This window comes from Cupriavidus sp. C3SS-1 (genome assembly GCF_057073755.1).
In genome coordinates this window covers 600280-626466 of record NZ_CP172699.1, presented here as the reverse complement: position 1 = coordinate 626466, position 26187 = coordinate 600280, and the positions used below count along the sequence as shown (strand labels likewise).

Here is a 26187-nt window from a genome sequence, read left to right as displayed (position 1 = left end):
CGCATGAACCCGTCACGCCTCTTCATCGAGCGCCCGGTAGCCACGGCGCTGCTGATGCTGGCCATCCTGCTCTCCGGGCTGGTGGCCTACCGGCTGCTGCCGCTGTCCGCGCTGCCCGAGGTGGACTACCCCACCATCCAGGTCACCACGCTTTATCCGGGCGCGAGCCCCGACGTGATGACTTCGTCGATCACCGCGCCGCTCGAACGCCAGTTCGGGCAGATGCCGGGGCTCAAGCAGATGTCGTCGTCCTCGTCGGGCGGCGCATCGGTGATCACGCTGCAGTTCGAGCTGACGCTGCCGCTCGACGTGGCCGAGCAGGAGGTACAGGCGGCCATTAACGCCGGCAGCAACCTGCTGCCGTCCGACCTGCCGATGCCGCCGGTCTACAGCAAGGTCAACCCGGCCGACGCGCCGATCATGACCATTGCCATGACCTCCGACACGCTGCCGCTGCCCAAGCTGCAAGACATGGTCGACACGCGCGTGGCGGCCAAGATCTCGCAGATCCAGGGCGTGGGCCTGGTCACCATCAGCGGCGGCCAGCGCCCAGCGGTGCGCATCCAGGCCAACCCGACCGCGCTGGCGTCGCTAGGCATGTCCATCGACGACCTGCGCACAGCCATCGGCGCGGCCAACGTGAACGGCGCCAAGGGCAGCTTCGACGGGCCGGCGCGCGCCTCGACCATCGACGCCAACGACCAGCTGCGCTCGGCCGACGAGTACAAGCAGATCATCATCGCCTACCAGAACGGCGCGCCGATCCGCATCACCGACGTGGCCGATATCGTCGACGGGCCCGAGAACAGCCGCCTGGCCGCATGGGCCGGCGGCAACCCGGCCATCATCCTCAACATCCAGCGGCAGCCCGGCGCCAATGTGATCGAGGTGGTGGACCGCATCAAGACGCTGCTGCCACAGCTGCGTACCGCGCTGCCGGCGTCGGTGCATGTGCAGCTGATGACGGACCGCACCACCACCATCCGCGCGTCGGTGCATGACGTCCAGTTCGAGCTGTTCCTGGCCATTGCCCTGGTGGTGATGGTCATCTTCGTGTTCCTGCGCAACGTCTCGGCCACCATCATCCCCGGCGTGGCCGTGCCGCTGTCGCTGGTCGGCACGTTCGGCGTGATGTACATGGCCGGCTTCTCGATCAACAACCTGACGCTGATGGCGCTGACCATCGCCACCGGCTTCGTGGTCGATGACGCCATCGTCATGATCGAGAACATCATGCGCTACATCGAGGAAGGCGATTCCCCGATGGAAGCGGCGCTGAAAGGCTCGAAGCAGATCGGCTTCACCATCATCTCGCTGACGTTCTCGCTGGTGGCCGTGCTGATTCCGTTGCTGTTCATGGGCGATGTGGTCGGCCGCCTGTTCCGCGAATTCGCCATTACGCTGGCGGTATCGATCCTGATCTCCGCCGTGGTCTCGCTGACGCTCACGCCGATGATGTGCGCGCGGCTGCTGCGCCACGTGCCGGAGGCACAGCAATCGCGCTTCCACAAGGCCACCGGGCGCTTCTTCGATAACGTGATCCACCGCTACGGCATTGCGCTCGAATGGGTGCTCGACCGCCAGAAGGCCACGCTGGTGGTGGCCATCGCCACGCTGGTGCTGACCGTGCTGCTGTACATGCTCGTGCCCAAGGGCTTCTTCCCGGTGCAGGACACCGGCCTGATCCAGGGCATTACGGAAGCCGCGCAAACCACGTCGTTCCAGGCCATGGGGCTCAAGCAGCAGGCGGCGGCCAAGGTGGTGGCGGAAGACCCGGCCGTGGCCAGCGTGTCTTCCTTCATCGGCGTCGACGGCTCCAACACCACGCTCAACGCCGGGCGCATGCTGATCAACCTGAAGCCCAAGGGCGAACGCGAATCGATCGGCGTGGTCTCGCAGCGGCTGCAGCACGCGGTGGAAAGGCTTGGCGGCATTTCGCTGTACACGCAGCCGGTGCAGGACCTGACGATCGAAGACCGCGTGTCGCGCACGCAATACCAGTTCACGGTGGAGGATCCCGATCCGCAGAACCTGTCGACGTGGGTGCCGCGCCTGGTCGAGCGCCTGCGCCAGGAGCCCGAACTGCGCGATGTGGTCAGCGACCAGCAGAACAACGGCCTGCGCGCCTATGTGGATATCGACCGCGACGCCGCGGCGCGTTTCGGCATCACCACGGCAGTGATCGACAGCGCGCTGTACAGCGCCTTCGGCCAGCGGCTGGTGTCGACCATCTTCACGCAGTCGAGCCAGTACCGCGTGGTGCTGGAGACCATGCCCGAATTCCGCAAGGACCCGCAGTCGCTCGCGGAACTGCGCCTGCCTTCCTCGTCCGGCGGACAGGTGCCACTGGGCGCGTTCGCGCGCATCAGCGAACGCACGGGGCCGCTCGTGGTCAACCACCAGGGACAGTTCCCGGCGGCGACCATCTCGTTCAACCTGGCACCGGGCGAATCGCTGGGCGCCGCGGTCGACAAGATCAGCAAGGTGGAGCAGGAACTTGGCCTGCCGATCTCGATGCAGACCGAGTTCCAGGGCGCTGCGCTGGCGTTCCGCGCGTCGCTGTCGAACACGCTGTGGCTGATCCTGGCCGCGGTGGTGACGATGTATATCGTGCTGGGCGTGCTGTATGAAAGCACCATCCACCCGGTGACCATCCTGTCGACGCTGCCGTCGGCGGGCGTGGGCGCGCTGCTGGCGCTGCTGCTCGCGGGGCAGGACCTGGGCATCATCGCGATCATCGGCATCATCCTGCTGATCGGCATCGTCAAGAAAAACGCCATCATGATGATCGACTTCGCGCTCGAAGCCGAGCGCGAAGCCGGCATGGCGCCGCGCGACGCCATCCTCCAGGCCTGCCTGCTGCGTTTCCGTCCGATCCTGATGACTACCATGGCCGCGCTGCTGGCCGCGCTGCCGATGATGCTCGGCACCGGCATCGGCTCGGAACTGCGCCGGCCTCTCGGCGTGACCATGGTCGGCGGCCTGCTGGTGAGCCAGGTGCTGACGCTGTTCACCACGCCGGTGATCTACCTGGCCTTCGACCGCGTGGCCTATCGCCTCAAGGACTGGCGCAAGCGCCGCTTCGGCGACCCGGGAGAAGGCGGCCCGGATGAAGGCGATCCGTCGGCAGCGGGGCCGCGATGAACCTGTCCGCCACGTTCATCCACCGGCCGGTCGCCACGGCGCTGCTCACCATCGGCATCCTGCTGGCGGGGCTGGCGGCGCTGCGCCTGCTGCCGGTGTCGCCGCTGCCGCAAGTGGACTTCCCAACCATCTCGGTATCGGCCTCGCTGCCGGGCGCAAGCCCCGAGACCATGGCCGCCACGGTGGCCACGCCACTGGAGCGTGCGCTGGGCACCATTGCCGGCGTGACGGAGATTACCTCCAGCAGCTCGCTCGGCTCGACCCGCGTGACGCTGCAGTTCGACCTGTCGCGCGATATCGACGGCGCCGCGCGCGACGTGCAGGCGGCCATCAATGCGTCGCGCGCCACGCTGCCGACCAGCCTGCCGAACAACCCGACCTACCGCAAGGTGAACCCGGCCGACGCGCCGATCATGATCATCGCGCTGACTTCGCCGACCATGACGCGCGGCCAGCTCTATGACGCGGCGTCGACGATCCTTTCGCAAAAGCTGTCGCAGGTGGAAGGCGTGGGCCAGGTGACCATCGGCGGCTCGTCGTTGCCGGCGGTGCGCGTGGAACTGAACCCGACCGCGCTGAACAAGTACGGCATCTCGCTCGAGGACGTGCGCAATACCATCAGCGCGACCAATGCCAACCGGCCGCTGGGCACGCTGGAGAACCGCTCGAGCAACTGGCAGGTGTACGCCAACGACCAGGCGATGAAGGCGAGTGACTACATGCCGCTCGTGATCCGCTACGCCACGCCAGGCACGTTCTCGTCGGCGTCGGCCGGCGCGCTGATCGCCAGCACCGCCAACGCCGCGGCCATGGGCGGCGTGAGCACCAAGGTGGTCAACGGCGTGACCGTGACCACGATCACCACCAGCAGCGGCACCACCACCGTGACCAGCGGCGCCACCGGCGGCAACAACGCCACCAAGGGGCCCAACGCCTTCGCCGTGCCGGTGCGCCTGCAGGACGTGGCGAGCGTGGTCGATTCGGTGCAGGATATCCGCAACGCGGGCTCCGCCAACGGCAAGCCGTCGGTGCTGCTGGTGCTCAACCGCTCGCCGGGCGCGAACATCATCGAGACCGTCGACCGCGTGCGCGACATGCTGCCCAAGCTGCAGAAGATGATCCCCGGGGCCATCGCGATGGACGTGATGATGGACCGCACGCCGACCATCCGCGCGTCGCTGCGCGAGGTCGAGCACACGCTGATGATCTCGGTGGCGCTGGTGATCATGGTGGTGTTCCTGTTCCTGCGCAATGTGCGCGCGACGTTCATCCCCAGCGTGGCCGTGCCGGTATCGCTGATCGGCACGTTCTCGGTGATGTACCTGGCCGGATTCTCGCTGAACAACCTGTCATTGATGGCGCTGACCATTGCCACCGGCTTCGTGGTGGACGACGCCATCGTAGTGCTCGAAAACATCTCGCGCCATATCGAGGAAGGCATGAAGCCGCTGGCGGCCGCGCTGCGCGGCGCGCGCGAGGTCGGCTTCACGGTGCTGTCGATGAGCCTGTCGCTGATCGCGGTGTTCATTCCGCTGCTGATGATGGGCGGCATCGTCGGGCGCCTGTTCCAGGAATTCGCCATCACGCTGTCGGTGTCCATCCTGGTGTCGCTGGTGGTGTCGCTGACCACCACGCCGATGATGTGCGCGCGACTGCTGCGCCCTGCGGTGCCCGAGCAAGAACAAGGCCGCTTCTTCCGCGCCAGCGAACGCGTGTTCCGCTGGCTGCATGACGGCTATGCGCGCACGCTGGCCGTGGCGCTGCGCTACAGCGCGGTGGTGTGGCTGGTGCTGCTGGCCACGGTGGCGCTCAATGTCTGGCTGTACGTGATCGTGCCCAAGGGCTTTTTCCCGCAGCAGGACACGGGCCGCCTGATCGGCTTCATCCGCGCCGACCAGGCCACCTCGTTCCAGGCCATGCAGCCGAAACTGGACAACTTCATCCGCATCGTCCAGTCCGACCCGGCCGTGGAAAACGTCACCGGCTTCACCGGCGGCTCGCAGCGCAACACCGGGCAGATGTTCGTCACGCTCAAGCCGCTGTCGCAGCGCAAGGAAAGCGCCGATGCCATCATTGCGCGGCTGCGCATCAAGCTGGCCAAGGAGCCCGGGGCAAGCCTGTTTCTCACGCCCGTGCAGGACATCCGCGTCGGCGGCCGGCAGAGCAGCTCGCAGTACCAGTTCACGCTGCAGTCGGACGACCTGCAGGTGCTGCGCGACTGGGAGCCGAAGGTGCGCGCGGCGATCTCGAACATCAAGGGCATCGAGGACGTCGACACCGACACCAACGACAAGGGCCTGCAGACCTCGGTCATCATCGACCGCGATGCCGCGTCGCGCCTCGGCGTCACGGCGCAGCAGGTCGATGCGGTGCTCAACGACGCGTTTGGCCAGCGGCTGGTGTCGACCATCTACAACCCGCTCAACCAGTACCGCGTGGTCATGGAACTGAGCCAGGAATACTTGCAGGGGCCGCACGCGCTGAACGACATCTACGTGGTCACGGGCAACGGCCGCCGCGTGCCGCTGTCGGCGTTCGCCACGGTCATGCCGACCAGCACGCCGCTGGGCGTGAACCACCAGGGGCAGTTCGCCGCGTCGACGATCTCGTTCAACCTGGCCGAAGGGTTCTCGCTGTCGCAGGCCACCGATGCGGTCAAGCGCGCCATGGCCCAGATCGGCGCGCCCGAGACGCTGCAGGCCAACTTCCAGGGCGGCGCCAAGGCGTTCCAGGACTCGCTCAAGAGCCAGCCGGTCCTGATCCTGGCGGCCATCATCACGATCTACATCGTTCTTGGCATCCTGTATGAAAGCTATGTCCACCCGCTGACGATCCTGTCGACGCTGCCATCGGCGGGCGTGGGGGCGCTGCTGGCGCTGCTGGCGTTCCAGACGGAGTTCAGCATCATCGCGCTGATCGGCGTGATCCTGCTGATCGGCATCGTGAAGAAGAACGCGATCATGATGATCGACTTCGCCATCGATGCCGAGCGGCGCAACGGCCTGTCGCCGCGCGATGCCATCCACCGCGCCTGCCTGCTGCGTTTCCGCCCGATCCTGATGACCACCATGGCCGCGCTGCTGGGCGCGGTGCCGCTGGCCATCGGCCGCGGCGACGGCGCCGAGCTGCGCGCGCCGCTGGGCATCTCGATCGTTGGCGGGCTGGTGGTGAGCCAGTTGCTGACCCTGTACACCACGCCGGTGGTCTACCTGACGCTGGACCGCTGGCGCCTGAAAGCGAAGGCCTGGCGTGAACGCCGCCGCGGCGGTCCGCGCGATGCCGCGCCCGCTACCGGCACTGAATCATGAAGACGATGATGAACTCCCTCTCCCGCCTCCTCACCCGTGGCGCACCCGTGCCGCTGGCCTGCGCGCTGCTGCTCGCCGGCTGCGCCGTGGGTCCCGACTACAAGCGGCCCGATGCGCCGGTCTCGACCGCGTTCAAGGAAGCGCCTGCCGACGCCGAAGCCTGGACCGGCGAGTGGAAGACCGCCGAGCCGCAGGACGCCCACGCGCGGCCACAGTGGTGGCAGGTGTTCGGCGACAGCCAGCTCGATGCGCTGATGTCGCAGGTGCAGATCTCGAACCAGAACATCAAGGCCGCGGAGGCGCAGTACCGACAGGCGCTGGCCTCGCTGCAGGCCGCGCGGGCGGGCTTCTTCCCGACCGTGGATGCACAGGCGGGCGTCTCGCGCGCGCGCGGCGCGAGCGGCAACACGCTCAATGGTCAGAGTGCGACGCTGGGCGCGACCTGGGAACTGGACGTCTGGGGCCGCGTGCGGCGGCAGGTGGAAAGCAGCGAAGCGACCGCGCAGGCCAGCCAGGCGGACCTGGCCTCGACCCTGCTGTCGACGCAGGCGACGCTGGCGCAGAGCTACTTCCTGCTGCGCATTGCCGATGCACAACGGGCGCTGCTGGACCGCACCGTGGCCGACTATGCGAAGTCGCTGCAGCTCGTGCAGAACCAGTACAAGGCTGGCACCGCGCAGCGTTCCGACGTACTGCAGTCCGAAACGCAGCTCAAGAGCGCGCAAGCGCAGCAGCTCGATATCCAGATCACGCGTGCGCAGCTTGAGCATGCGATTGCGGTGCTGGTGGGCAAGCCCCCTTCGGACCTGACACTCGGCCAGGCAGATCTCGCCAGCGCGCCGCCACGCGTGCCGGCGGCGGTACCTTCGCAACTGCTTGAGCGGCGTCCCGACATTGGCGCAGCGGAGCGTCGCATGGCGTCCGCCAACGCGCAGATCGGCGTAGCGCAAGCCGCTTATTACCCGACGCTGTCGCTGTCGGCCAGCGGTGGGCTGACGGCCAGCACGCTGGCGCGGTGGATATCCCTGCCGGACCGCGTCTGGTCAATCGGCGCGGGGCTGGCCGGCACGCTGTTCGATGGCGGCCTGCGTAGCGCGGCCAAGGCGCAGGCCGTGGCCGCCTATGACCAGACCGTTGCCAATTACCGGCAGACCGTGTTGGGGGCGTTCCAGGAAGTCGAGGACAACCTCGCCGCGCAGCGGCTGCTCGAACAGGAATCGGTGGTGCAGAACGATGCGGTGCGGGCGGCGCGCGATGCGCTGGCGCTGGTTAACAACCGCTATCGGGCTGGTACGGCCAGCCTGCTTGATGTGCTCGTCGCCCAGACCACGGCTTATACGGCCGAGCGCACGGCGCTGACGCTGATGGGCCGGCAGTACACGGCTAGCGTAGTGTTGATCAAGGCGTTGGGGGGTGGGTGGCATCAGGAGGAATTGGGCGGTGGCGCGGCTGCTACTGTCGGGCAGAGGTGAATGTGATTTGACGAGGTGTCGCCCTTGGCTGGCGTGGCTGTTTCGCCGGCGTAGCCGGCGACCTACTTTTGTCCGAGCGACAAAAGTAGGCAAATGCGCGTCTTCGTGGTCGACGAACGGCTCAATGGATACTGACGGTACAGGGCATAGCCACACTGCCTGCCGCGTAGATGATCAGGATAGAGGCGTCGGAAGAGCAAACCCGGATTACTTGGTGGCCCCTGCTAACCGCGTCATCGGTTGGACGCCTACGGCTGCGCTGCGCGCGTGTCGGAGTCCGGCTTTGGCCGCGGCAATGCCTGCCCACATATCCTCTCCCGTAACCACCGCGCCGCCTTGCCAGGCGGGCGCTGCTTCTGCCACACCAGTTCCAGCGCCACTGGCCAGTCCTGCTCCTGGAACGCCAGCGGCGGCGATACGAGCTGCGCCGCCGCAGGTGAATTGGCCACAACGTGCCATGGCACGAACGCCCATCCAAGCCCCCGTTTGACCAATTCGACAATCACCCACTGGCTCTCGACCCACCAGACGTCCGATGCCACGCGCAGTCGCATCTTTTCCTCGCTGTCAGTGCGCGTCGCGACCATGAGCTGACGGTAGCGCTTCAATTCTTCCCAGTCGACACGCTGGCCGCCCGCAAGCGGATGGTCCGGCGCGCACAGGATCTTCATCGGCACCCAGCCCAATGCATGGAAACCCAGCGCGGGCGGCAAAATCTCCTGCCGCCACATGATGCCCAGATCCGCGCCGCCTTCAATCACCAGCCGGCTGACGTCCTCCATCAAGGGAAACAGCAACTCCAGCTCGACTGCGGGAAAGCGACCGGAAAATTCCTCAAGCAGCATGCCGAGCGTCTCTTCGGGATACAACTCGTCCACCGCCAGGACCAGCCGCGTCTCCACGCCCTCGCCAAGGCTCATGGCCACGCCACGGAAATGCTCGCAGCGCTCCAGGATCACGCGCGCCTCGACCAGCAGCCGTTCGCCGGCCGGGGTCAGCACCGGATAGCGGCCGGAACGGTCGAACAGCGCATTGCCAATATCGATCTCGAGATTCGCCACCGCCGTGCTGATCACCGACTGAGCCTTGCCCAGCCGACGCGCTGCAGCGGAGAAGGAACCTGTCTCGGCCGCTGCCGCAAAGGCCTGGAGCTGCTCAAGGGAAAGGGACATGGCGGATAAATTGGTGATGTATCGGTTTTAGCGATACTACCTAACTTGGCACCCCCATCAAAGCAGATAGACTCCATGCCATCGAACATTCTGCAGGAGAGCCCCATGCGCAACACCCGTGACCGGATCCGCCACGCCGTCGGCTTCGAAGTCATCGGCTTGCTGGCGTTCGCGCCGCTTGCCAGCGTGGTGTTCGGCTACGAGCTGCACCAGATGGGGTTGATCGGCGCGGTCGCGTCGCTGATCGCGGCGGTCTGGAATTACGTCTACAACGTGCTCTTCGACAAGGCCATGCTGCGGTTCACCGGGCAGCTGCGCAAACCGGTCTTTGTACGCGTGCTGCATGCCGTGCTGTTCGAGCTTGGCCTGCTGGTGGTGTTCCTGCCGTCGGTGGCCTGGTACCTCGATATCAGCCTGGTCGACGCGCTGATCATGGACATTGCCGTGGCCGGCTTCTATATGATCTATGCGCTGATCTACAACTGGCTGTACGACATCGTCTTTCCGGTGCCGTCGCTCAAGGCCGACAAGCGGGAAAGCGGCGCCGCGCTGGGCTGACATCGCGCCCGCGTCACGCGGGTATTCCCCGACGCCGAGGCGCCTTGTCCGGCCGGATCGAATAGTTATACTCCATAACGAAATTCGAGCCGACCGGACTAGGCGCCTTTTTGCATGGTCCCGCTGTCGCGCCATGACGCGGAGACCACATGAAGATCGCAATCGCCGGCGGCGGCATCGGCGGACTGACGCTGGCGCTGCTGTGCCACCAGCAAGGCATCGAGACTGAAGTCTGGGAGGCCAGCGAAACCCTGCGCCCGCTGGGCGTAGGCATCAACCTGCTGCCGCACGCGGTGCGCATCCTGTGCGCGCTGGGCCTGCGCGACGGGCTGGCCGCGATGGCGGTCGAGACCTCGTCGCTGTCCTATTTCAACAAGTTCGGCCAGCGCATCTGGCATGAGCCGCGCGGCCTTGCCGCCGGCTATGAATGGCCACAGTTCTCGATCCATCGCGGCGAGTTCCAGATGCTGCTGCACCGCACCGCCGTCGAACGCCTCGGCGCGGACCGCGTGCATACCGGCCATGCGTTCGAGTCGGTATTGAGCACCGGTACGCACGCCGGCGAGCCGGTGCGCTTCAGCCTGCGGCGCCGGCACGACCAGGCCGAGGTGCAAGCCAGCGCCGACATCCTGGTCGGCGCGGACGGCATCCATTCGGCGGTGCGCCGGCAGTTCTACCCGAGCGGCGACGCGCCGCGCTTTTCGCGCCGCATGCTATGGCGCGCCGTCACCGAAGCGCCGCCTTATCTCGACGGCCGCTCGATGTTCATGGCGGGACACCAGGACCAGAAGTTCGTCGCGTATCCGATCTCCGAGCCGCTGCGCCGGCAGGGACGCTCGCTGATCAACTGGATCGCCGAGCTGCGCGTTCCAGGCGATGTCTCCGACACGCCGCCGCGCAGCGACTGGAACCGCCAGGTCGACAAGTCGGTGTTCCGCGACGCGTTCGCCGGCTGGCAGTGGGACTGGATCGACATTCCCGCGCTGATCGACGGCGCCGCCGCCATCTACGAATTCCCGATGGTCGACAAGGACCCGCTGCCGCGCTGGACCTTCGACCGCGTCACGCTGCTCGGCGATGCCGCGCACCCGATGTATCCGATCGGCTCGAACGGCAGCGCCCAGGCGATCCTCGATGCGCAGTACCTGCTCCAGAGCCTGCTCGGCACGCGCGACATGGCCTATGCGCTGCGCGAGTACGAGGCCGAGCGGCTGCCGCGCACCGCCGGCATCGTGCTGCGCAATCGCATGAACGGTCCGGAGCAGGTCATGCAACTGGCCGAAGAACGTGCGCCGCAGGGCTTTGCCGATATCGAGCAGGTGATTGCGCGCGCCGAGCTGGAGGCGATCGCGCTGCGCTACAAGCAGTTGGCAGGTTTCGACCCGCAGTCGCTGCAAGCGGCCCGGCGCTGAAGGCCGGACAACGGACAAGCGACTCACAACCCATAACAACGAGAGGAGACAACCACCATGACGCCCCTGCGCCCGCGCATCCTTCCCCTGCTGATCCACTTCGCTGCCGCCGCGGCCCTGTCCGGCGCGGCCGGCGTGGCGATGGCCGACGTGACCGTCGGCGTGAGCCTGTCGACGACCGGGCCATCGGCGTCGCTGGGCATTCCGCAGAAGAACAGCATGGCCTACCTGCCGGAACGCATCGGCGGCGAAGCGATCCGCTACGTGGTGCTCGACGATGCATCGGACCCCACGCAGGGCACCAAGGTGGCGCGGCGCTTCGTCACGGAGGACAAGGTCGACATCATCCTCGGCTCGTCGGCGGTGGCGCCATCGATCGCCATTGCGGAAGTGGCCGATGAAAGCCAGACCGTGCAACTCGCGTTCTCGCCGATCGAACTGAAACCCGGGCGCGGCGCCTGGACCTTCCGGCTGGCCCAGCCGGTGCGCCTGATGGCGGAGGCGCTGGCCGCCACGGCAAAGGCCAATGGCGTAAAGACCATGGCCTTCATCGGCTTTGCCGACGCCTATGGCGAGACCTGGCTCAAGGACTTCACCACGGCCGCGAGCGCGGCCGGCATCCGCCTGATCGCCACCGAGCGCTACGGCCGGGCCGATACCAGCGTGACAGCCCAGGCCATCAAGCTGATCGCCGCCAGGCCGGACGCCATCATGATTGCCGGCGCCGGCACCGGTGCGGCGCTGCCGCACACCACGCTGCGCGAGCGCGGCTACAACGGCCCGGTCTATCACACCCACGGCGCGGCCACCAGGGACCTGATCCGCATCGGCGGCCGCGCGGTCAATGGCGCCATCCTGTCGGCCGGGCCGGTGATCGTGCCGGAGCAGCTGCAAGCCGGCAATCCGGTACGGCAGCCGGGGCTGGACTATGTCGGCCGCTACGAAAAGCAGTACGGCGCCGAAAGCCGCACGCAGTTCGGCGCGCATGCCTATGACGCCGGGCTGGTGCTGCAGCGGATCGTTCCGGTCGCGCTCAAATCCGGCAAGCCGGGCACGCCGGAATTCCGGCAGGCTCTGCGCAAGGCGCTGGAGACCGAGCGCGACATCGTGGTGTCGCACGGGGTACTTAACTACAGTGCGCAAGACCACTATGGCTTCGACCAGCGTGGGCGCGTTATGCTGATAATCGAAAACGGCAACTGGAAGCTGCTCAAATGAGCCCTGAACCGTCAGACGCCCCAGTCGACATGGCACCGCATCCGGTCGCCACGGCCGCCGCTGAGCGCGGCACGCCAAAGCGCACGCGCGCCGCGGCCCCGCGGCGCAAACCCCGCGAGCCGCTGGCGCCCGATCCCGCGACGCCCGGGACGGCGGCCGACAGCGGCTTCGACCCGCATGTGCCGGATATCGACTACGGCGTGCTCGACACCCTGGTCGGCTACGCAATCCGCCGCGCGCAGATCCGCATCTACGAGGACTTTGTCGCGTCGCTGGCGCAATGGCAGATCACGCCACCGCGTTTTTCGGCACTGGTGATCATCTCCCGCAACCCGAAACTGAAACTCACCGAACTGGCGCGCATCCTGGGCATCGCGCGCTCCGGCGCGGTGTTGCTGGTCGATGCGCTGGAAGAGATGAACCTGGTCGCCCGCCGCCCCGCTCCCGAGGACCGCCGCGCCTACAGCTTGGTACTGACACCAACTGGCAAGCGCACGCTCGCGGCCGCGAAGCAGGCGGTCGTCGCCCATGATGCGCACGTGGCCTCGGCACTGACCGAGCAGGAGCAGGCCACACTCAAGTCGCTGCTCGGACGCCTGGCGCCGCCGCGGGCGCAGTAATTGCCGGCGCGTACGGGATGGCTGCGATGGCTGCCGGACGTGTCATCCGGCAGCCCCCGGCCATGCGTTAACATGGCCGCCATGCCAAGAAGAATCACCGTGTTTTGCGCGGCCGCCGTCCTGCTGCTTGCCGCCGCCCAGCCTCCCGTCCTCGCCCGTCCCGCCAAGGCCGCCAGGATTTCCGCCAGCATGCCGGCCGATGCCCCGCTGGTGCGCGCCGGCCTGCCGGCCCAGGTCGCCGCGGCGCTGCAGCGCGCGCACGTGCCGGCCAGCGCGGCCAGCTTCTACGTGGTCAAGGTCGGTGCCCCATCGGCGCGCGCGAGCTGGAACGCGCAGCAGCCGATGAACCCGGCCTCGACCATGAAGCTGGTTACCACCTTCGCGGGCCTGCAGCTGCTTGGCCCCGACTACCGCTGGCAGACCTCGCTCTACGCCGACAGCCAGCCGGACGGCTACGGCACCGTCAACGGCAACGTCTACCTGCGCGGACGCGGCGACCCGAAACTGGTGCCCGAGGAAATGGCCAAGCTCGTGGCCAGCGCGCGCGCGGGCGGCGCCACCACGATCAATGGCGACCTGGTGCTCGACCGCAGCTACTTCGCCGACGGCCTGAACGGCAACGGCACCATCGACGGCGAAGTGCAGCGCGCCTACAACGTCGGCCCCGACGCGTTGCTGTACGCCTTCAAGACACTGTCGTTCACGCTGACGCCCGATGACGCGAACCGGTCCGTCGCGGTGACGGTAACGCCAGCCCTCGCGCAACTGCGCCTGGACAATCGCCTGACGCTGACCAACGGCCGCTGCGGCGACTGGCAATCGAGCGCCACGCCGACCGTGGCGCCGCAAGGGGACGGCACGGTGGTGGCGTCGTTCTCGGGCGCCTATGCGAGCGATTGCGGCGAACACGTGCTCAATATCGCAGCGCTGTCGCACAGCGAATTCGCGTGGGGCGGCTTCGTCGCCGAATGGCAGGCCGCGGGCGGGCGCTTCGCGCACCTGCCGGCCCTGCGCCGCGGCACGGTCCCGCGGGGCGCGGTTCTGCTGGCGCGGCACTACGGCCAGCCCCTGGGCGCGATCGTACGGGACATCAACAAGTACTCGAACAACGTGATGGCGCGCCAGCTGTTCCTGACCATCGGCGCCGAAATCGACCGCGGCGGCCCTGCCAGCACGGCGCGCTCCACGCGCGTGGTGGAGCGCTGGCTGAGCCGCCAGGGCCTGGACATGCCAGGGCTGGTGCTCGACAACGGCTCGGGCCTGTCGCGCGAGGAACGCATCAGCGCCTATGACATGGCGCGGCTGCTGCAGCAGGCGGTGGCCAGCAATGTCGGCCCGACGCTGCTCGATTCGCTGCCGATCCTCGGCGTCGATGGCACGCTGCGCAACCGGCTCACGCGCGCCAACGCGGCCGGCAATGCCTATCTGAAGACCGGCACGCTGCAGGACGTGCGCGCACTGGCCGGCTATGTGGATGCGCTCAACGGCGACCGCTATGTGGTGGTGAGCTTTATCAACCACCCCAACGCGTCGCAGGCGCAGGAAGCGCACGATGCGCTGATGCAGTGGGTGTATCGGGGCGCACCCTGACACGCGCTTGTCAGCAGGCCGCGCGGGCCAGCGTGGGGGCCAGCCAACGCTGGCCCCGATTTTGTTAAGTATCCACTTACCAGGGCCGCGCCCGCCCCTATAATGGCGCAATGCCGGCAGCCCCCGCTGCGCCGGCGCCCTCCGCGCAGTTCCCCCGACATTGCCCATGAATTCCCCTCAACCCTCGGCCTGGTTGCGCCTCTGGCATCGCATTGCACCCGCCGAGCGCGCCTCATTTATCGAAGGCGTGCGCTTTTTTGCACCGTCGCTGCCCGCCGTGTTCTCGTGGGGCCTGGTCACGGGCGTGGCGATGAGCAAGTCCGTGATGACGGTGCCCGAGGCCATCGGCATGTCGCTGCTGGTCTATGCGGGCTCGGCGCAGCTCGCGGTGCTGCCGCTGTTCGCGGCCGGGCTGCCGTTGTGGACGGTGTGGCTGACCGCGGCCATCGTCAACCTGCGCTTCGTGATCTTCAGCGCGGGACTGCAGCCGCATTTCAGCTATATGCCGCTGTGGCGCCGCACGCTGCTCGGCTCGTTCAACGGCGACCTGCATTTCGTCTATTTCATGCAGCGCTACAGCACGCCGGGCTACGAGCCCGGCAAGGAAGGCTATTTCTGGGGCATGGCGCTGGCCAACTTCGCCATGTGGCAGGCCTCGTCGATCATCGGCATCGTGCTGGCGAGCCTGTTCCCGGACAGCTGGGGCCTGGGGCTGGCCGGCACCATGGCGCTGATCCCGGTGATGTTCGCCACCATCAATTCGCGCTCGACGCTGCTGGCCGTGGTGGTCTCGGCCATCCTCGCGCTGCTGTGCTTCGACCTGCCCTACCGATTGAGCCTGGTGGTGGCGGTGATCGGCGCCATTGCCGCCGGCATGGCCAGTGACGAGCTGGCCGCGCGCGCCACGCTGCGCCGCATCCACAGCCGCAAGACTTCCGCGCAGGCGACGGGCGAGTCCGCGGTCACGCCGGCGGAACAGGGAGACCGGGCATGAGCCACACGGAAATCTGGATCGCGCTCGCCGGCATGGCGGTGATCACCATCGTCACCCGCGCGCTGTTCCTCATGGCGGGCGAACACGTGACCGTGCCGGACCGGCTCCAGCGCGCCCTGCGTTACGCGCCGGCAGCCGCGCTCGCGGCCATCATCCTGCCCGACCTGATGACCTGGCACGGCCATTTCACGCTGGCGCCGTCCAACTACAAGCTCGTGGCCGGCATCTGCGCGGGCGTGTTCTACCTGTTCACGCGCCGCATGGTAGGCATGATCGCGATGGGCATGGCGGTCTACACGGCGCTACGCCTGCTCGCCTGACGGCGCCTGCCCGGCGCCCAGCACCACGCCAAGCCGCGTCAGCAGGTGCGCCAGTTGCGCCTGCGTGCCGGTGCCGGTCTTGGTGAAGATCGCCTTGAGCTGCGTGCGGCTGGTCTCGCGCCGGATGCCAAGCTGCTCGCAGGCCTCCGGCAGGCCGATGCCCGTGGTCAGCAGCATGGCCAGCCGGCTCTCGGCGGGCGTGAGTCCGTACAGTTCGCGCAGCACGCCCGCAATGCCCATGGCCTGCGCGCCGGCCTCATGCACCGCCACCAGCACGGCCGGGTGCTGCCAGTCGACGGCCAGATGGTGGGCCACCGGCAGCGGCAGCACCACGACCTGGGCCTCGCGGCCGTCCGGGCCGGTCGCGCGCAGCGCCTGCGCCGGCTGCACGATGGCCGGATCGACGGCGGTGCGCAGCACCTCGGGGAACGGTCGCGACAGCCGCCATTCTTCGGCCTTGAGCGATCCCGCGGCAGCGCCGGCCCCAAGCGCCACAATGGGCAGCAGCCGGCGGCTCCACGCCTCGCCGGCCTGGTTCGCCAGCAGGACCTGGCCGTCCTCGGTAAACACAATCACGGCAAAGGGCAGCCGCTCCAGCAACTCCGCCGAGACATGCGCGAGCGTCGACACCTGGCGCGTGCGGTCGCGCAGCGCGATGGCGTGGCGCACGTGCGGAATGGCCCAGTCCAGCGCGCGGGCATCTTGCGTCGAATAGCGCGCACCGCCCTGTGGCCGCTGCAGGGACAGGAAGACCTCGTAGTGCGGCTGCCGCTCGATCAGGCAGGCCATCAGCGACGACAGCCCGTACTGCCGGAAGAATTCGCCATAGAACGGCAGGCTGCGCATGGCCTGCTCGCCCAGTTCGCGCGAGTCGATGTACCAGTTGCCCACGGTCAGCTGCGAGACGAACGGGATCGCCGGATCCAGCGCCTCGTAGTAGTCACGGTACGCGGCGACTTCTTCGGGCACCGGGTTGACCACCTGGTTGACCAGCACACGGTCGCGCACCGTATCGCGCACCACCAGCGCCGCGTGGATGCTGCCGCTGGACTGGCACAGCGCGGCCAGGCTGCGCTGCCAGGCATCGGCATCGAAGATGCCCTGGTAGAGCGCGCGAATGGTGTCGTGCATCTCGTCTTCGTTCATTGCCTTTCCTGCTTGTTCTTGTCAGGGCAATTGCCGGGCCGCGGCGGGTTCAGTCCCCTTCCAGTGCCGCCGCCAGCCGGGACAGCAGGTGCGAAAGCTGCGCCTGGCTGGTCGTGCCGGTCTTGTGGAATACGGCCTTGAGCTGGGTGCGGGCGGTCTCGTGACGGATGCGCAGCTGCTCGCTGGTTTCGGGCAGGCCCTGCCCGGTGACCAGGGCGGTGGCAAGGCGGGTCTCGGCCGGCGTGAGGCCGTACAGTTCGCGCAGCACCGTGCCCAGCTTCGGCGGCGTGGGGCCGTCTTCATGCACGACCACGAGCGCGGCAGGCTCCTGCCATTCGGAGGCGAAGGCGTGTGCCGGCGGCAGCGGCAGCACGATCACCTGCGCGCCGTTGCCGTGGCCGTCGGTGGCGTGCGCGGCCTGCGCCGCGGCGGCGCGCCGCGGATCGCAGGCGGCCTGCAGCATCTCGTCGAACGGGCGCGACAGCGTCCATTCCGATACCTTGCCGGCCGGGTCCAGGCGCCGCGCCCACTGTTCGCCGGCGCGATTGCCCATCAGCACCTGCCGCCGCGGCGACATGACCAGCAGCGCGAAGCTCAGGCGCTCCACCAGCTGGGACGACAGGCTGGCCAGCGTCGACAAGCTGTGCGTGCGGTCCCGCAGGGCCATGGCGCTGCGCATGTGCGGGATCGCCCACGCCAGGCCGCGCGTATCGTCGCTCGAGAAGAGCGGCTGCGACATGGCGCGCTGCATCGAGAAATAGACCTCGTAGTGCGGCTGGCGCGCGACCAGGCAGGCCACATAGGAACGCAGGTCGAACCGGTTGAAGAAATCGCGGTAGAACGGATGGCGCGACATGGCGCCCTCGCCCAGGTCGCGTGCGTCGATATACCAGTCACCCGGCTTCATGCGCGGCGCGAAATGCTTGGCCGGGTCGATGGACTGGAAGTTGCTCTCGTATTCCCCGAACAGCTCCACCACCGGATTGACGATCTCGTTGACGGTGACCTGGTCGCGCACGGTATCCCACACCATCATCGATGCGTGCGCGGTACCTGCCATCTCGGTCAGGATGCGCAGGCTCCCTTGCCACGCACCAGGGTCAAGAATGCCCTCGTACAAGCCACGGATCGCTCCATGCATGTCCGCTTCGTTCATCTGCTTCCCCTGCATTCACGACGAATTGTCCGCCCGGCAGGCTTGTGGCTCGCCCGGTGGCTTATTGTTGTTATGGCCGCTGTAGACCGGCTCTGTGCTCCTACGTGTCTGACAATGCAGACTTTGCATACATTACCGCACTCGGGGCAGGAGCACGATATACCCGGCACCCTGCTTTGGTGGGGAGCGATGTCGGCCAGCACACGCTCGAGACAAGGCTTGTGCACAAACAAGCACATCAATGGTGCAGGTTGGTCCGGAATCGTCTAGGCAATGACCACGATCAGGTAAAATGCTTGTTTCCCCGAAATTTCAGCGAAATCTCGCGCCATCACACCGTCATGACCTCCGTCCTGCGTCTATCCGACCTCATCTCCCAAGGCAAACTCTCCGGCAAGCGTGTCTTCATCCGCGCCGACATGAATGTGCCGCAGGACGACGCCGGCAATATCACCGAGGACACCCGCATCCGTGCGTCGGTACCCGCCATCGAGGCCTGCCTGGCTGCCGGTGCCGCGGTGATGGTCACGTCGCACCTGGGCCGCCCGACCGAGGGCGAATTCAAGCCGGCCGATTCGCTGGCGCCGATCGCCAAGCGCCTGTCGGAACTGCTCGGCAAGCCGGTGCCACTGGTGCAGAACTGGGTCGATGGCGTGCAAGTCGCGCCGGGCCAGGTGGTGCTGCTGGAAAACTGCCGCGTAAACAAGGGCGAGAAAAAGAACAGCGACGAACTGGCGCAGAAGATGGCCAAGCTGTGCGACGTCTATGTCAATGACGCATTCGGCACCGCCCACCGGGCCGAGGCCACCACGCATGGCATCGCCAAGTACGCACCGATCGCCTGCGCCGGCCCGCTGCTGGCCGCCGAGATCGACGCGCTGGGCAAGGCGCTCGGCCAGCCGGCGCGTCCGCTGGTGGCTATCGTCGCCGGCTCCAAGGTGTCGACCAAGCTGACCATCCTGAAATCGCTGGCCAGCAAGGTGGACAACCTGATCGTCGGCGGCGGCATCGCCAACACCTTCCTGCTGGCCGCCGGCCTGAAAATCGGCAAGTCGCTGGCCGAGGCCGACCTGGTCGCGGACGCCAAGGCCATCATCGACATCATGGCCGCGCGCGGCGCCTCGGTGCCGATCCCCGTGGATGTGGTCTGCGCCAAGGAATTCAGCGCCACCGCCGCCGCCACGGTCAAGGACGTCAAGGACGTGGCCGATGACGACATGATCCTCGACATCGGTCCGAAGACCGCCGCGCAGCTGGCCGAACAACTGAAGGCCGCCGGCACTATCGTCTGGAACGGCCCGGTGGGCGTGTTCGAGTTCGACCAGTTCGGCAACGGCACCAAGGTGCTGGCCGAAGCCATCGCCGATTCGAAGGGCTTCTCGATTGCCGGTGGCGGCGATACGCTGGCCGCCATCGCCAAGTACGGCATTGCCGACCGCGTGGGCTATATCTCGACCGGCGGCGGCGCGTTCCTGGAATTCCTGGAAGGCAAGAAGCTGCCCGCGTTCGAGGTGCTGGAGCAACGCGCGGCCGGCTGAGGCCAGATTCGCCCATGTCCGCACAAGGATCTCCCGTCATGACCCGCTCGACCAAGATCGTTGCCACCATCGGCCCCGCCTCCAGTTCGCTGGAAGTGCTGACGCGCATGATCGCGGCCGGGGTGGACGTGGTGCGGCTGAACTTCTCGCATGGCACCGCGCAGGACCATATCGACCGTGCGAAGCTGGTGCGCGAAGCCGCGCAGGCGTGCGGGCGCGAGGTGGCCATCATGGCCGACCTGCAGGGCCCCAAGATCCGCGTAGGCAAGTTCGAGAACGGCAAGATCACGCTCAAGCCGGGCGATCCGTTCGTGCTCGATTCGGCGTGCCAGCTTGGCAACGAAGGGCGCGCCGGCCTTGACTACAAGGACCTGCCGCGCGACGTGGGCCCGGGCGACCTGCTGCTGCTCAACGACGGCCTGATCGTGCTGGTGGTGGACCGCGTGCTCGGCAGCGAGATCTTCACCACCGTGCGCATTGGCGGCGAGCTGTCCAACAACAAGGGCATCAATCGCCAGGGCGGCGGCCTGTCGGCGCCGGCGCTGACGGCCAAGGACATGGACGACATCAAGACCGCCATGGCCCTGGGCGCGGACTATGTCGCGGTGAGCTTCCCCAAGAACGCCACCGACATGGAAATGGCCCGCCAGCTCGCGGCCGTGGCCGGCCAGCCGCACGGCCAGAAGGCGCGCATGATCGCCAAAATCGAGCGCGCCGAAGCCATCAACCCGGGCGTGCTGGAAGAGATCCTGCAGGCTTCGGACGGCATCATGGTGGCGCGCGGCGACCTGGCCGTGGAAGTCGGCAATGCCGCCGTGCCGGCGCTGCAGAAGCGCATGATCAAGCTGGCGCGCGAGGCCAACAAGCTGACCATCACCGCCACACAGATGATGGAAAGCATGATCGTGAACCCGGTGCCGACGCGCGCCGAAGTCTCCGACGTGGCCAACGCCGTGCTCGACGGCACCGACGCCGTGATGCTCTCCGCCGAGACCGCCGCGGGACGCTTCCCGGTGGAAACGGTCGAGGCCATGGCCGCGGTCTGCATCGAAGCCGAGAAGTCCGAAGTCGTTCAGCTCGACACGGACTTCCTCAACCAGACCTTCTCGCGCATCGACCAGTCGGTGGCGATGGGCGCGCTATTCACCGCCTATCATCTGCAGGTGAAGGCGATTGCGGCGCTGACCGATTCGGGCGCGACCGCGCTGTGGATGAGCCGCCACCGCATCCACGTGCCGATCTACGCGATGACGCCCAACGTGGCGTCGCAGCGCAAAATGCAGCTGTACCGCAACGTGGTGCCGCTGCCGCTGCAGGCCAGCACCGACCGCGACACCGCGCTGGAGCAGGCCGAAGCGCTGCTGCTCGCGCAGGGCGTGGTGCAGCGCGGCGATTTCATCGTGCTGACCATCGGCGAGCCCATGGGCCAGCCCGGCGGTACCAACACCCTCAAGATCGTCAGGGTGGGAAGTTGAAGCAGTTTTTGCGGCGGCAGGCTGTGCAGGATTGCCCGGCCGCCCGGCATGGCGCAAAGCGCCATCAGAACAAGATACAGAGACACCCCATTTACCTTCAGGAGTTTTGACATGCCACTCGTATCGATGCGCCAGCTGCTCGACCACGCTGCCGAAAACGGCTATGGTCTGCCGGCATTCAACGTGAACAACCTCGAGCAGGTCCAGGCCATCATGCAGGCGGCCGACGAGGTCAATGCCCCGGTCATCATGCAGGCCTCGGCAGGCGCCCGCAAATACGCCGGCGAACACTTCCTGCGCCACCTGATCGAAGCTGCGGTCGAAGCCTATCCGCACATCCCGGTGGTGATGCACCAGGACCACGGCCAGTCGCCGGCGATCTGCCAGGCCGCGATCGACCTGGGCTTCTCGTCCGTGATGATGGACGGCTCGCTGCGCGAAGACGGCAAGACGCCGGCCGACTACGAGTACAACGTCGACGTGACCCGCAAGGTCGTGCAGCTGTCGCACGCGATCGGCGTGACCGTCGAAGGCGAACTGGGTTGCCTGGGCTCGCTGGAAACCGGTGAAGCCGGCGAAGAAGACGGCATCGGCGCCGAAGGCAAGCTGGACCACTCCATGCTGCTGACCGACCCCGAGCAGGCCGCCGACTTCGTCAAGGCCACCCAGCTCGACGCGCTGGCCATCGCCATCGGCACCTCGCACGGCGCCTACAAGTTCACGCGCAAGCCGACCGGCGACATCCTGGCGATCAACCGCATCAAGGAAATCCACGCGCGCATCCCCAACACCCACCTGGTGATGCACGGCTCGTCGTCGGTGCCGCAGGAACTGCTCGAAGAGATCCGCAAGTTCGGCGGCGACATGAAGGAAACCTACGGCGTGCCGGTCGAGGAAATCCAGGAAGCCATCAAGTACGGCGTGCGCAAGATCAACATCGACACCGACATCCGCCTGGCCATGACCGGCGCGATCCGCCGCTTCTTCGCCGAGAACCCGAGCAAGTTCGATCCGCGCGAATACCTGAAGCCGGCCCGCGAAGCCGCCAAGCAGGTTTGCAAGGCCCGCTACATCGCCTTCGGCTGCGAAGGCCAGGCCGGCAAGATCAAGCCGGTGTCGCTGACGGATATCGCCAGCCAGTACAAGTCGGGCAAGCTTGCCCAGGTTGTGCAGTAATGTCCCCTGACCGCCATCCGCGCATGCGGATGGCGGTTTGACGTTCCGGCCGCCGCGGCAGCTTCTTGCGCCCGGCGGCTTCGCCGTTTTATCGGAACCACCATGTCCAACGCTCTCTACCAGTCCTCCATCACTTCCCTGCCGCTGCTTGGCCACGGCAAGGTGCGCGACAACTACGCCGTCGGCGAAGACAAGCTGCTGATCGTCACCACCGACCGCCTCTCGGCCTTCGACGTCATCATGGGCGAGCCGATCCCCGACAAGGGCCGCGTGCTGAACCAGATGGCGAATTTCTGGTTCCGCAAGCTCGCGCATATCGTGCCGAACCATGAGACCGATGTCGCCGCGGAAACCGTGGTGAAGGCCGAGGAAGTCGCGCAGGTGCAGGGCCGCGCCGTGGTGGTCAAGCGCCTGAAGCCGATCCTGGTCGAAGCCGTGGTGCGCGGCTACCTGGCCGGCAGCGGCTGGAAGGACTACCAGGCGACGGGCAAGGTGTGCGGCATCGAGCTGCCGGCCGGCCTGCAGAACGCGCAGAAGCTGCCCGAGCCGATCTTCACGCCGGCCGCCAAGGCCGAGATGGGCGAGCACGACGAGAACATCTCGTTCGGTGAAGTCGAGGAACGCATTGGCGTGGCGCTGGCCCGCCAGATGCGCGACATCTCCATCCGCCTGTACAAGGAAGCGGCCGAGTACGCCGCCACGCGCGGCATCATCATCGCCGACACCAAGTTCGAATTCGGCCTGGACGAGAACGGCACCCTGACGCTGATGGACGAAGTGCTGACCGCCGATTCGTCGCGCTTCTGGCCGGCCGATTCGTACCAGGTGGGCACCAACCCGCCGTCGTTCGACAAGCAGTTCGTGCGCGACTGGCTCGAAGCCGTGCGCATCGACGGCAAGCCGTGGCCGAAGACCGCGCCGGCGCCGAAGCTGCCGGACGACGTGATCGAGAAAACCGCGGCCAAGTACCGTGAGGCGCTGACGCGCCTGACGGGCGAAGAACTGAAGTAAACCACTTCGTCATTCCCGCGCAGGCGGGAACGACAACAGAAGGAACAGATAACGTGAGCCAACAAGACAAGCCGCTCGTCGGCGTCGTAATGGGCAGCAGCTCCGACTGGGACGTGATGCAGCACGCCGTGGCCATGCTGAAGGATTTCGGTGTGCCGTTCGAGGCCCAGGTGGTTTCTGCGCATCGCATGGCCGACGACATGTTCCGCTATGCCGAGACCGCGCGCGGCCGCGGCATCCGCGCGATCATCGCCGGTGCCGGCGGTGCCGCGCACCTGCCGGGCATGATTGCCGCCAAGACCATCGTGCCGGTGTTCGGCGTGCCGGTGCCGTCCAAGTACCTGCGCGGCGAGGACTCGCTGCTGTCGATCGTGCAGATGCCCAAGGGCGTGCCGGTGGCGACGTTCGCGATCGGCGAAGCCGGTGCCGCCAATGCGGCGCTGCACGCCGTCGCCACGCTGGCCACCACCGACGAGGCGCTGGCCAATGCCCTGGAAGCCTTCCGCGCGAAGCAGACCGAGGCTGCCCGCGCCATGACGCTGCCGCTGTAATCCCACCGAGCTGTAACCCCGGAAACCACGGAACCGAGCAATGCCGACCGATATCCATCCCTACCTCTCCGAAGCCCACACGCCGGAGTCGCGCGCCGAGTTCGGTGTCGACAACCCCAGCGCGCCCATCCTGCCCGGCGCCTGGCTCGGCATGCTCGGCGGCGGTCAGCTTGGCCGCATGTTCACGCATGCGGCGCAGAGCATGGGCTATCGCGTCTGCGTGCTCGACCCGGACCAGGACAGCCCTGCCGGTTCCGTGGCCGACAAGCACATCTGCGCGCCCTACACCGATGAGGCTGCGCTCTCCGAGATGGCTCGGCTGTGCCAGGCTGTCAGCACGGAATTCGAGAACGTGCCGTCGCTGTCGCTGGATCGTCTGGAACAGCTCGGCTCCTTTGTCGCGCCGCGCGGCTACTGCGTGTCGATCGCGCAGAACCGCATCGGCGAGAAGAAGTTCTTTGCCTTGTGCGCCGAGCGCACCGGCGTGCCGACCGCCCCGCACTGGGTCATCCAGCACGATGCGGACGTCGACCAGTTGCCCGACACGGTGCTGCCCGGCATCCTGAAGACCGCCCGCATGGGCTACGACGGCAAGGGCCAGGCCCGCGTGAAGACGCGCGAAGACGTGCGCGCCGCATGGAAAGCCATGCAGCACGTCCCGTGCGTGCTGGAGCAGATGCTGCCGCTGGCCTACGAGGTCTCGGTGCTGGCCGCGCGCGCCGCCGACGGCAGCACCGCCACCTGGCCGCTGGCCGAGAACGTGCATCGCGACGGCATCCTGTTCTCGACCACGATGCCGTCCACCAGCGTTTCGGCCGACATCGCCGACCGCGCCCGTGCCGCCGCCGCCATCATTGCCACGGAAATGGGCTATGTGGGCGTGCTATGCATCGAATTCTTCGTGCTCACCGACGGCTCGCTGATCGCCAACGAAATGGCGCCGCGCCCGCACAACTCCGGCCACATCACCATGGATGCGTGCGAGACCAGCCAGTTCGAGCAGCAGGTGCGCGCCATGGCGCGCCTGCCGCTGGGCAGCACGCGCCAGCATTCGGCCGGCAAGATGCTGAACCTGCTGGGCGACGTGTGGTTCGAGTTCGGCCTGGAACGTACGCCGGCATGGGATGAAGTCCTGGCCCAGCCCGGCGCCAAGCTGCACCTGTACGGCAAGAGCGACGCGCGCCCGTCGCGCAAGATGGGCCACGTGAACTGCATCGGCGACAACGCCGAGGCCGCCGAGCAGGCATTCCAGGTGGCCGAGCAAGCGCTGCATATTCCGGTCTGAACTACGCTACGCTAGCTTCTAGGAACAAGATGTCTCGCATGCCTACGGCCGCCGAACTTGACGAAGCGGTCCGCCTGCTGGAGGCCGGCCAGCTGGTCGCCTTTCCCACTGAAACCGTCTACGGGCTCGGCGCCGACGCCGAGAGCCCGGAAGCCGTGGCGCGCATCTTCGCGCTCAAGGGCCGGCCGTCGAACCATCCCGTGATCGTGCACGTGGTGGACGGCGCCGACATCGGCTATTGGGTCGACGAGGTGCCGGACGCGGCAAACAAGCTGATCGAAGCGTTCTGGCCCGGCCCGCTCACGCTGATCCTCAAGCGTGCCGCGCATATCGATGCGGCAGTGGCAGGCGGCCAGGACAGCATTGGCCTGCGCTGCCCATCACATCCCGTTGCACAGGCGCTACTGTCGCGCTTCAAGCGCGGCCGTGGCGGCATTGCCGCGCCCTCTGCCAACAAGTTCGGCCAGGTCAGCCCGACCACGGCGCAGCACGTGCGCGACGAGTTCGGCGATGCGGTCTATGTGCTCGAAGGCGATGGCGTGGAAGTGGGGATCGAATCCACCATCGTCGACCTGTCGCGGCTGGATCAGGGCATTGGACCCGTGCTGCTGCGCCCGGGTGCGATCACGCCGGCGATGATGGCGCAGGTGCTTGGCGAAGCGCCCTTGCCTCCCGACGCCGCGGCGCCACGCGCTTCGGGCACGCTCAAGGCGCACTACGCACCGCATACCCCGCTGGTGCTGGCCGATGCGGCAGAACTGGTGGCGCAACTGCCCACCCTTGCTGCCGATGCCCGCGTGGCGTGGGTCGGCCGTGCGCCGATCGACGATGCCCGTTGTACCTGGGTGCAGGCGCCCGCGGATGCTGCTGCCTATGCGCGCGAGCTATATCGGCTGCTGCGCAAGCTCGACAAGCAGGGGTACTCGCGGCTGGTGTTCGAGCCGCTGCCGGACGGGCATGAATGGGCAGGCGTCAGGGATCGGCTGCAACGAGCGGCGGCGGCGTTCGGGGGGTAAGGCTCTCGCCGCTCTTCGCAGCCGC

20 protein-coding genes are annotated in these 26187 nt (G+C 67.1%); 17 read left to right on the top strand and 3 right to left on the bottom strand.

Annotated elements, in window-relative coordinates:
* Positions 1-3 precede the first annotated feature (3 nt).
* Genes ACIGJC_RS02955 through ACIGJC_RS02945 form a run of 3 tightly spaced genes read left to right on the top strand, consistent with a single transcriptional unit; the run spans position 4 to position 7924 of the window.
* Positions 4-3144 carry an MdtB/MuxB family multidrug efflux RND transporter permease subunit gene (locus ACIGJC_RS02955; protein ID WP_483710536.1) on the top strand — a complete coding sequence of 1047 codons (3141 nt, stop codon included), beginning with the start codon at positions 4-6 and terminating at the stop codon, positions 3142-3144.
* The gene (locus ACIGJC_RS02950; protein WP_483710535.1) at positions 3141-6452 is read left to right on the top strand and encodes an efflux RND transporter permease subunit; all 3312 of its coding nucleotides are present in this window, start codon (positions 3141-3143) and stop codon (positions 6450-6452) included. Before ACIGJC_RS02955 ends, ACIGJC_RS02950 begins: the two co-directional genes overlap by 4 nt.
* A gap of 8 nt (positions 6453-6460) precedes the next feature.
* Positions 6461-7924: an efflux transporter outer membrane subunit gene (locus ACIGJC_RS02945; RefSeq protein WP_483711455.1), complete on the top strand. Its 1464-nt coding sequence runs from the start codon at positions 6461-6463 to the stop codon at positions 7922-7924.
* Positions 7925-8172: 248 nt separating this feature from the next.
* On the opposite strand, the gene ACIGJC_RS02940 is transcribed toward ACIGJC_RS02945, so the two are convergent.
* Entirely contained in the window at positions 8173-9096 is a 924-nt protein-coding gene (locus ACIGJC_RS02940) for a LysR family transcriptional regulator (protein WP_483710534.1), read from the bottom strand.
* 105 nt (positions 9097-9201) lie between these two features.
* Here ACIGJC_RS02940 and ACIGJC_RS02935 point away from each other — a divergent pair, with 105 nt between their 5' ends.
* From ACIGJC_RS02935 to ACIGJC_RS02905, 7 genes are all read left to right on the top strand, one after another.
* A complete protein-coding gene (locus tag ACIGJC_RS02935; RefSeq protein ID WP_483710533.1) occupies positions 9202-9654 on the top strand; it encodes a PACE efflux transporter in 453 nt (150 codons plus the stop codon).
* A 149-nt stretch (positions 9655-9803) separates the two neighbouring features.
* The gene (locus ACIGJC_RS02930; protein ID WP_483710532.1) at positions 9804-11066 is read left to right on the top strand and encodes a flavin-dependent oxidoreductase; all 1263 of its coding nucleotides are present in this window, start codon (positions 9804-9806) and stop codon (positions 11064-11066) included.
* A 57-nt stretch (positions 11067-11123) separates the two neighbouring features.
* Positions 11124-12284: an ABC transporter substrate-binding protein gene (locus tag ACIGJC_RS02925; RefSeq protein WP_483710531.1), complete on the top strand. Its 1161-nt coding sequence runs from the start codon at positions 11124-11126 to the stop codon at positions 12282-12284.
* Positions 12285-12313: 29 nt separating this feature from the next.
* Positions 12314-12904 carry a MarR family winged helix-turn-helix transcriptional regulator gene (locus ACIGJC_RS02920; RefSeq protein ID WP_483710530.1) on the top strand — a complete coding sequence of 197 codons (591 nt, stop codon included), beginning with the start codon at positions 12314-12316 and terminating at the stop codon, positions 12902-12904.
* Between the two features lie 72 nt (positions 12905-12976).
* Positions 12977-14494 (top strand): D-alanyl-D-alanine carboxypeptidase/D-alanyl-D-alanine endopeptidase, encoded by a 1518-nt coding sequence (dacB, locus tag ACIGJC_RS02915; protein ID WP_483710529.1) that lies wholly within the window; start codon positions 12977-12979, stop codon positions 14492-14494.
* 166 nt (positions 14495-14660) lie between these two features.
* Positions 14661-15488, top strand: coding sequence for an AzlC family ABC transporter permease (locus ACIGJC_RS02910; protein ID WP_483710528.1), 828 nt, complete (start codon positions 14661-14663; stop codon positions 15486-15488).
* Complete coding sequence (locus ACIGJC_RS02905) at positions 15485-15808, top strand: AzlD domain-containing protein (RefSeq protein WP_483710527.1); 324 nt, start codon at positions 15485-15487, stop codon at positions 15806-15808. Before ACIGJC_RS02910 ends, ACIGJC_RS02905 begins: the two co-directional genes overlap by 4 nt.
* On the opposite strand, the gene ACIGJC_RS02900 is transcribed toward ACIGJC_RS02905, so the two are convergent.
* A complete protein-coding gene (locus tag ACIGJC_RS02900) occupies positions 15791-16954 on the bottom strand; it encodes a helix-turn-helix transcriptional regulator (RefSeq protein ID WP_483710526.1) in 1164 nt (387 codons plus the stop codon). The genes ACIGJC_RS02905 and ACIGJC_RS02900 overlap by 18 nt on opposite strands.
* A gap of 49 nt (positions 16955-17003) precedes the next feature.
* Complete coding sequence (locus tag ACIGJC_RS02895; protein WP_483710525.1) at positions 17004-18110, bottom strand: helix-turn-helix transcriptional regulator; 1107 nt, start codon at positions 18108-18110, stop codon at positions 17004-17006.
* Positions 18111-18451: 341 nt separating this feature from the next.
* Here ACIGJC_RS02895 and ACIGJC_RS02890 point away from each other — a divergent pair, with 341 nt between their 5' ends.
* The 7 genes from ACIGJC_RS02890 (at position 18452) to ACIGJC_RS02860 (ending at position 26162) form a co-directional block, all read left to right on the top strand.
* On the top strand, positions 18452-19648 hold the full coding sequence (locus ACIGJC_RS02890) for a phosphoglycerate kinase (protein ID WP_483710524.1): 1197 nt from the start codon (positions 18452-18454) through the stop codon (positions 19646-19648).
* A 38-nt stretch (positions 19649-19686) separates the two neighbouring features.
* Positions 19687-21123 carry a pyruvate kinase gene (pyk, locus tag ACIGJC_RS02885; RefSeq protein ID WP_483710523.1) on the top strand — a complete coding sequence of 479 codons (1437 nt, stop codon included), beginning with the start codon at positions 19687-19689 and terminating at the stop codon, positions 21121-21123.
* A gap of 111 nt (positions 21124-21234) precedes the next feature.
* Entirely contained in the window at positions 21235-22299 is a 1065-nt protein-coding gene (gene fba / locus ACIGJC_RS02880; protein ID WP_483710522.1) for a class II fructose-bisphosphate aldolase, read from the top strand.
* Positions 22300-22401: 102 nt separating this feature from the next.
* A complete protein-coding gene (locus tag ACIGJC_RS02875; RefSeq protein ID WP_483710521.1) occupies positions 22402-23310 on the top strand; it encodes a phosphoribosylaminoimidazolesuccinocarboxamide synthase in 909 nt (302 codons plus the stop codon).
* 53 nt (positions 23311-23363) lie between these two features.
* The gene (purE, locus tag ACIGJC_RS02870; protein WP_483710520.1) at positions 23364-23861 is read left to right on the top strand and encodes a 5-(carboxyamino)imidazole ribonucleotide mutase; all 498 of its coding nucleotides are present in this window, start codon (positions 23364-23366) and stop codon (positions 23859-23861) included.
* 40 nt (positions 23862-23901) lie between these two features.
* Positions 23902-25146, top strand: a complete 1245-nt coding sequence (locus ACIGJC_RS02865; protein ID WP_483710519.1) for a 5-(carboxyamino)imidazole ribonucleotide synthase — start codon at positions 23902-23904, stop codon at positions 25144-25146.
* Positions 25147-25175: 29 nt separating this feature from the next.
* Entirely contained in the window at positions 25176-26162 is a 987-nt protein-coding gene (locus ACIGJC_RS02860; RefSeq protein WP_483710518.1) for an L-threonylcarbamoyladenylate synthase, read from the top strand.
* Positions 26163-26187: the final 25 nt, after the last annotated feature.

Bases quoted from the DNA above. Each gene is read 5' to 3' on its own strand.
- ACIGJC_RS02955 (WP_483710536.1), top strand. From the start codon at position 4: ATGAACCCGTCACGCCTCTTCATCGAGCGCCCGGTAGCCACGGCGCTG.
- ACIGJC_RS02950 (WP_483710535.1), top strand. From the start codon at position 3,141: ATGAACCTGTCCGCCACGTTCATCCACCGGCCGGTCGCCACGGCGCTG.
- ACIGJC_RS02945 (WP_483711455.1), top strand. From the start codon at position 6,461: ATGAACTCCCTCTCCCGCCTCCTCACCCGTGGCGCACCCGTGCCGCTG.
- ACIGJC_RS02940 (WP_483710534.1), bottom strand. From the start codon at position 9,096: ATGTCCCTTTCCCTTGAGCAGCTCCAGGCCTTTGCGGCAGCGGCCGAG.
- ACIGJC_RS02935 (WP_483710533.1), top strand. From the start codon at position 9,202: ATGCGCAACACCCGTGACCGGATCCGCCACGCCGTCGGCTTCGAAGTC.
- ACIGJC_RS02930 (WP_483710532.1), top strand. From the start codon at position 9,804: ATGAAGATCGCAATCGCCGGCGGCGGCATCGGCGGACTGACGCTGGCG.
- ACIGJC_RS02925 (WP_483710531.1), top strand. From the start codon at position 11,124: ATGACGCCCCTGCGCCCGCGCATCCTTCCCCTGCTGATCCACTTCGCT.
- ACIGJC_RS02920 (WP_483710530.1), top strand. From the start codon at position 12,314: ATGGCACCGCATCCGGTCGCCACGGCCGCCGCTGAGCGCGGCACGCCA.
- dacB (WP_483710529.1), top strand. From the start codon at position 12,977: ATGGCCGCCATGCCAAGAAGAATCACCGTGTTTTGCGCGGCCGCCGTC.
- ACIGJC_RS02910 (WP_483710528.1), top strand. From the start codon at position 14,661: ATGAATTCCCCTCAACCCTCGGCCTGGTTGCGCCTCTGGCATCGCATT.
- ACIGJC_RS02905 (WP_483710527.1), top strand. From the start codon at position 15,485: ATGAGCCACACGGAAATCTGGATCGCGCTCGCCGGCATGGCGGTGATC.
- ACIGJC_RS02900 (WP_483710526.1), bottom strand. From the start codon at position 16,954: ATGAACGAAGACGAGATGCACGACACCATTCGCGCGCTCTACCAGGGC.
- ACIGJC_RS02895 (WP_483710525.1), bottom strand. From the start codon at position 18,110: ATGAACGAAGCGGACATGCATGGAGCGATCCGTGGCTTGTACGAGGGC.
- ACIGJC_RS02890 (WP_483710524.1), top strand. From the start codon at position 18,452: ATGACCTCCGTCCTGCGTCTATCCGACCTCATCTCCCAAGGCAAACTC.
- pyk (WP_483710523.1), top strand. From the start codon at position 19,687: ATGACCCGCTCGACCAAGATCGTTGCCACCATCGGCCCCGCCTCCAGT.
- fba (WP_483710522.1), top strand. From the start codon at position 21,235: ATGCCACTCGTATCGATGCGCCAGCTGCTCGACCACGCTGCCGAAAAC.
- ACIGJC_RS02875 (WP_483710521.1), top strand. From the start codon at position 22,402: ATGTCCAACGCTCTCTACCAGTCCTCCATCACTTCCCTGCCGCTGCTT.
- ACIGJC_RS02865 (WP_483710519.1), top strand. From the start codon at position 23,902: ATGCCGACCGATATCCATCCCTACCTCTCCGAAGCCCACACGCCGGAG.
- ACIGJC_RS02860 (WP_483710518.1), top strand. From the start codon at position 25,176: ATGTCTCGCATGCCTACGGCCGCCGAACTTGACGAAGCGGTCCGCCTG.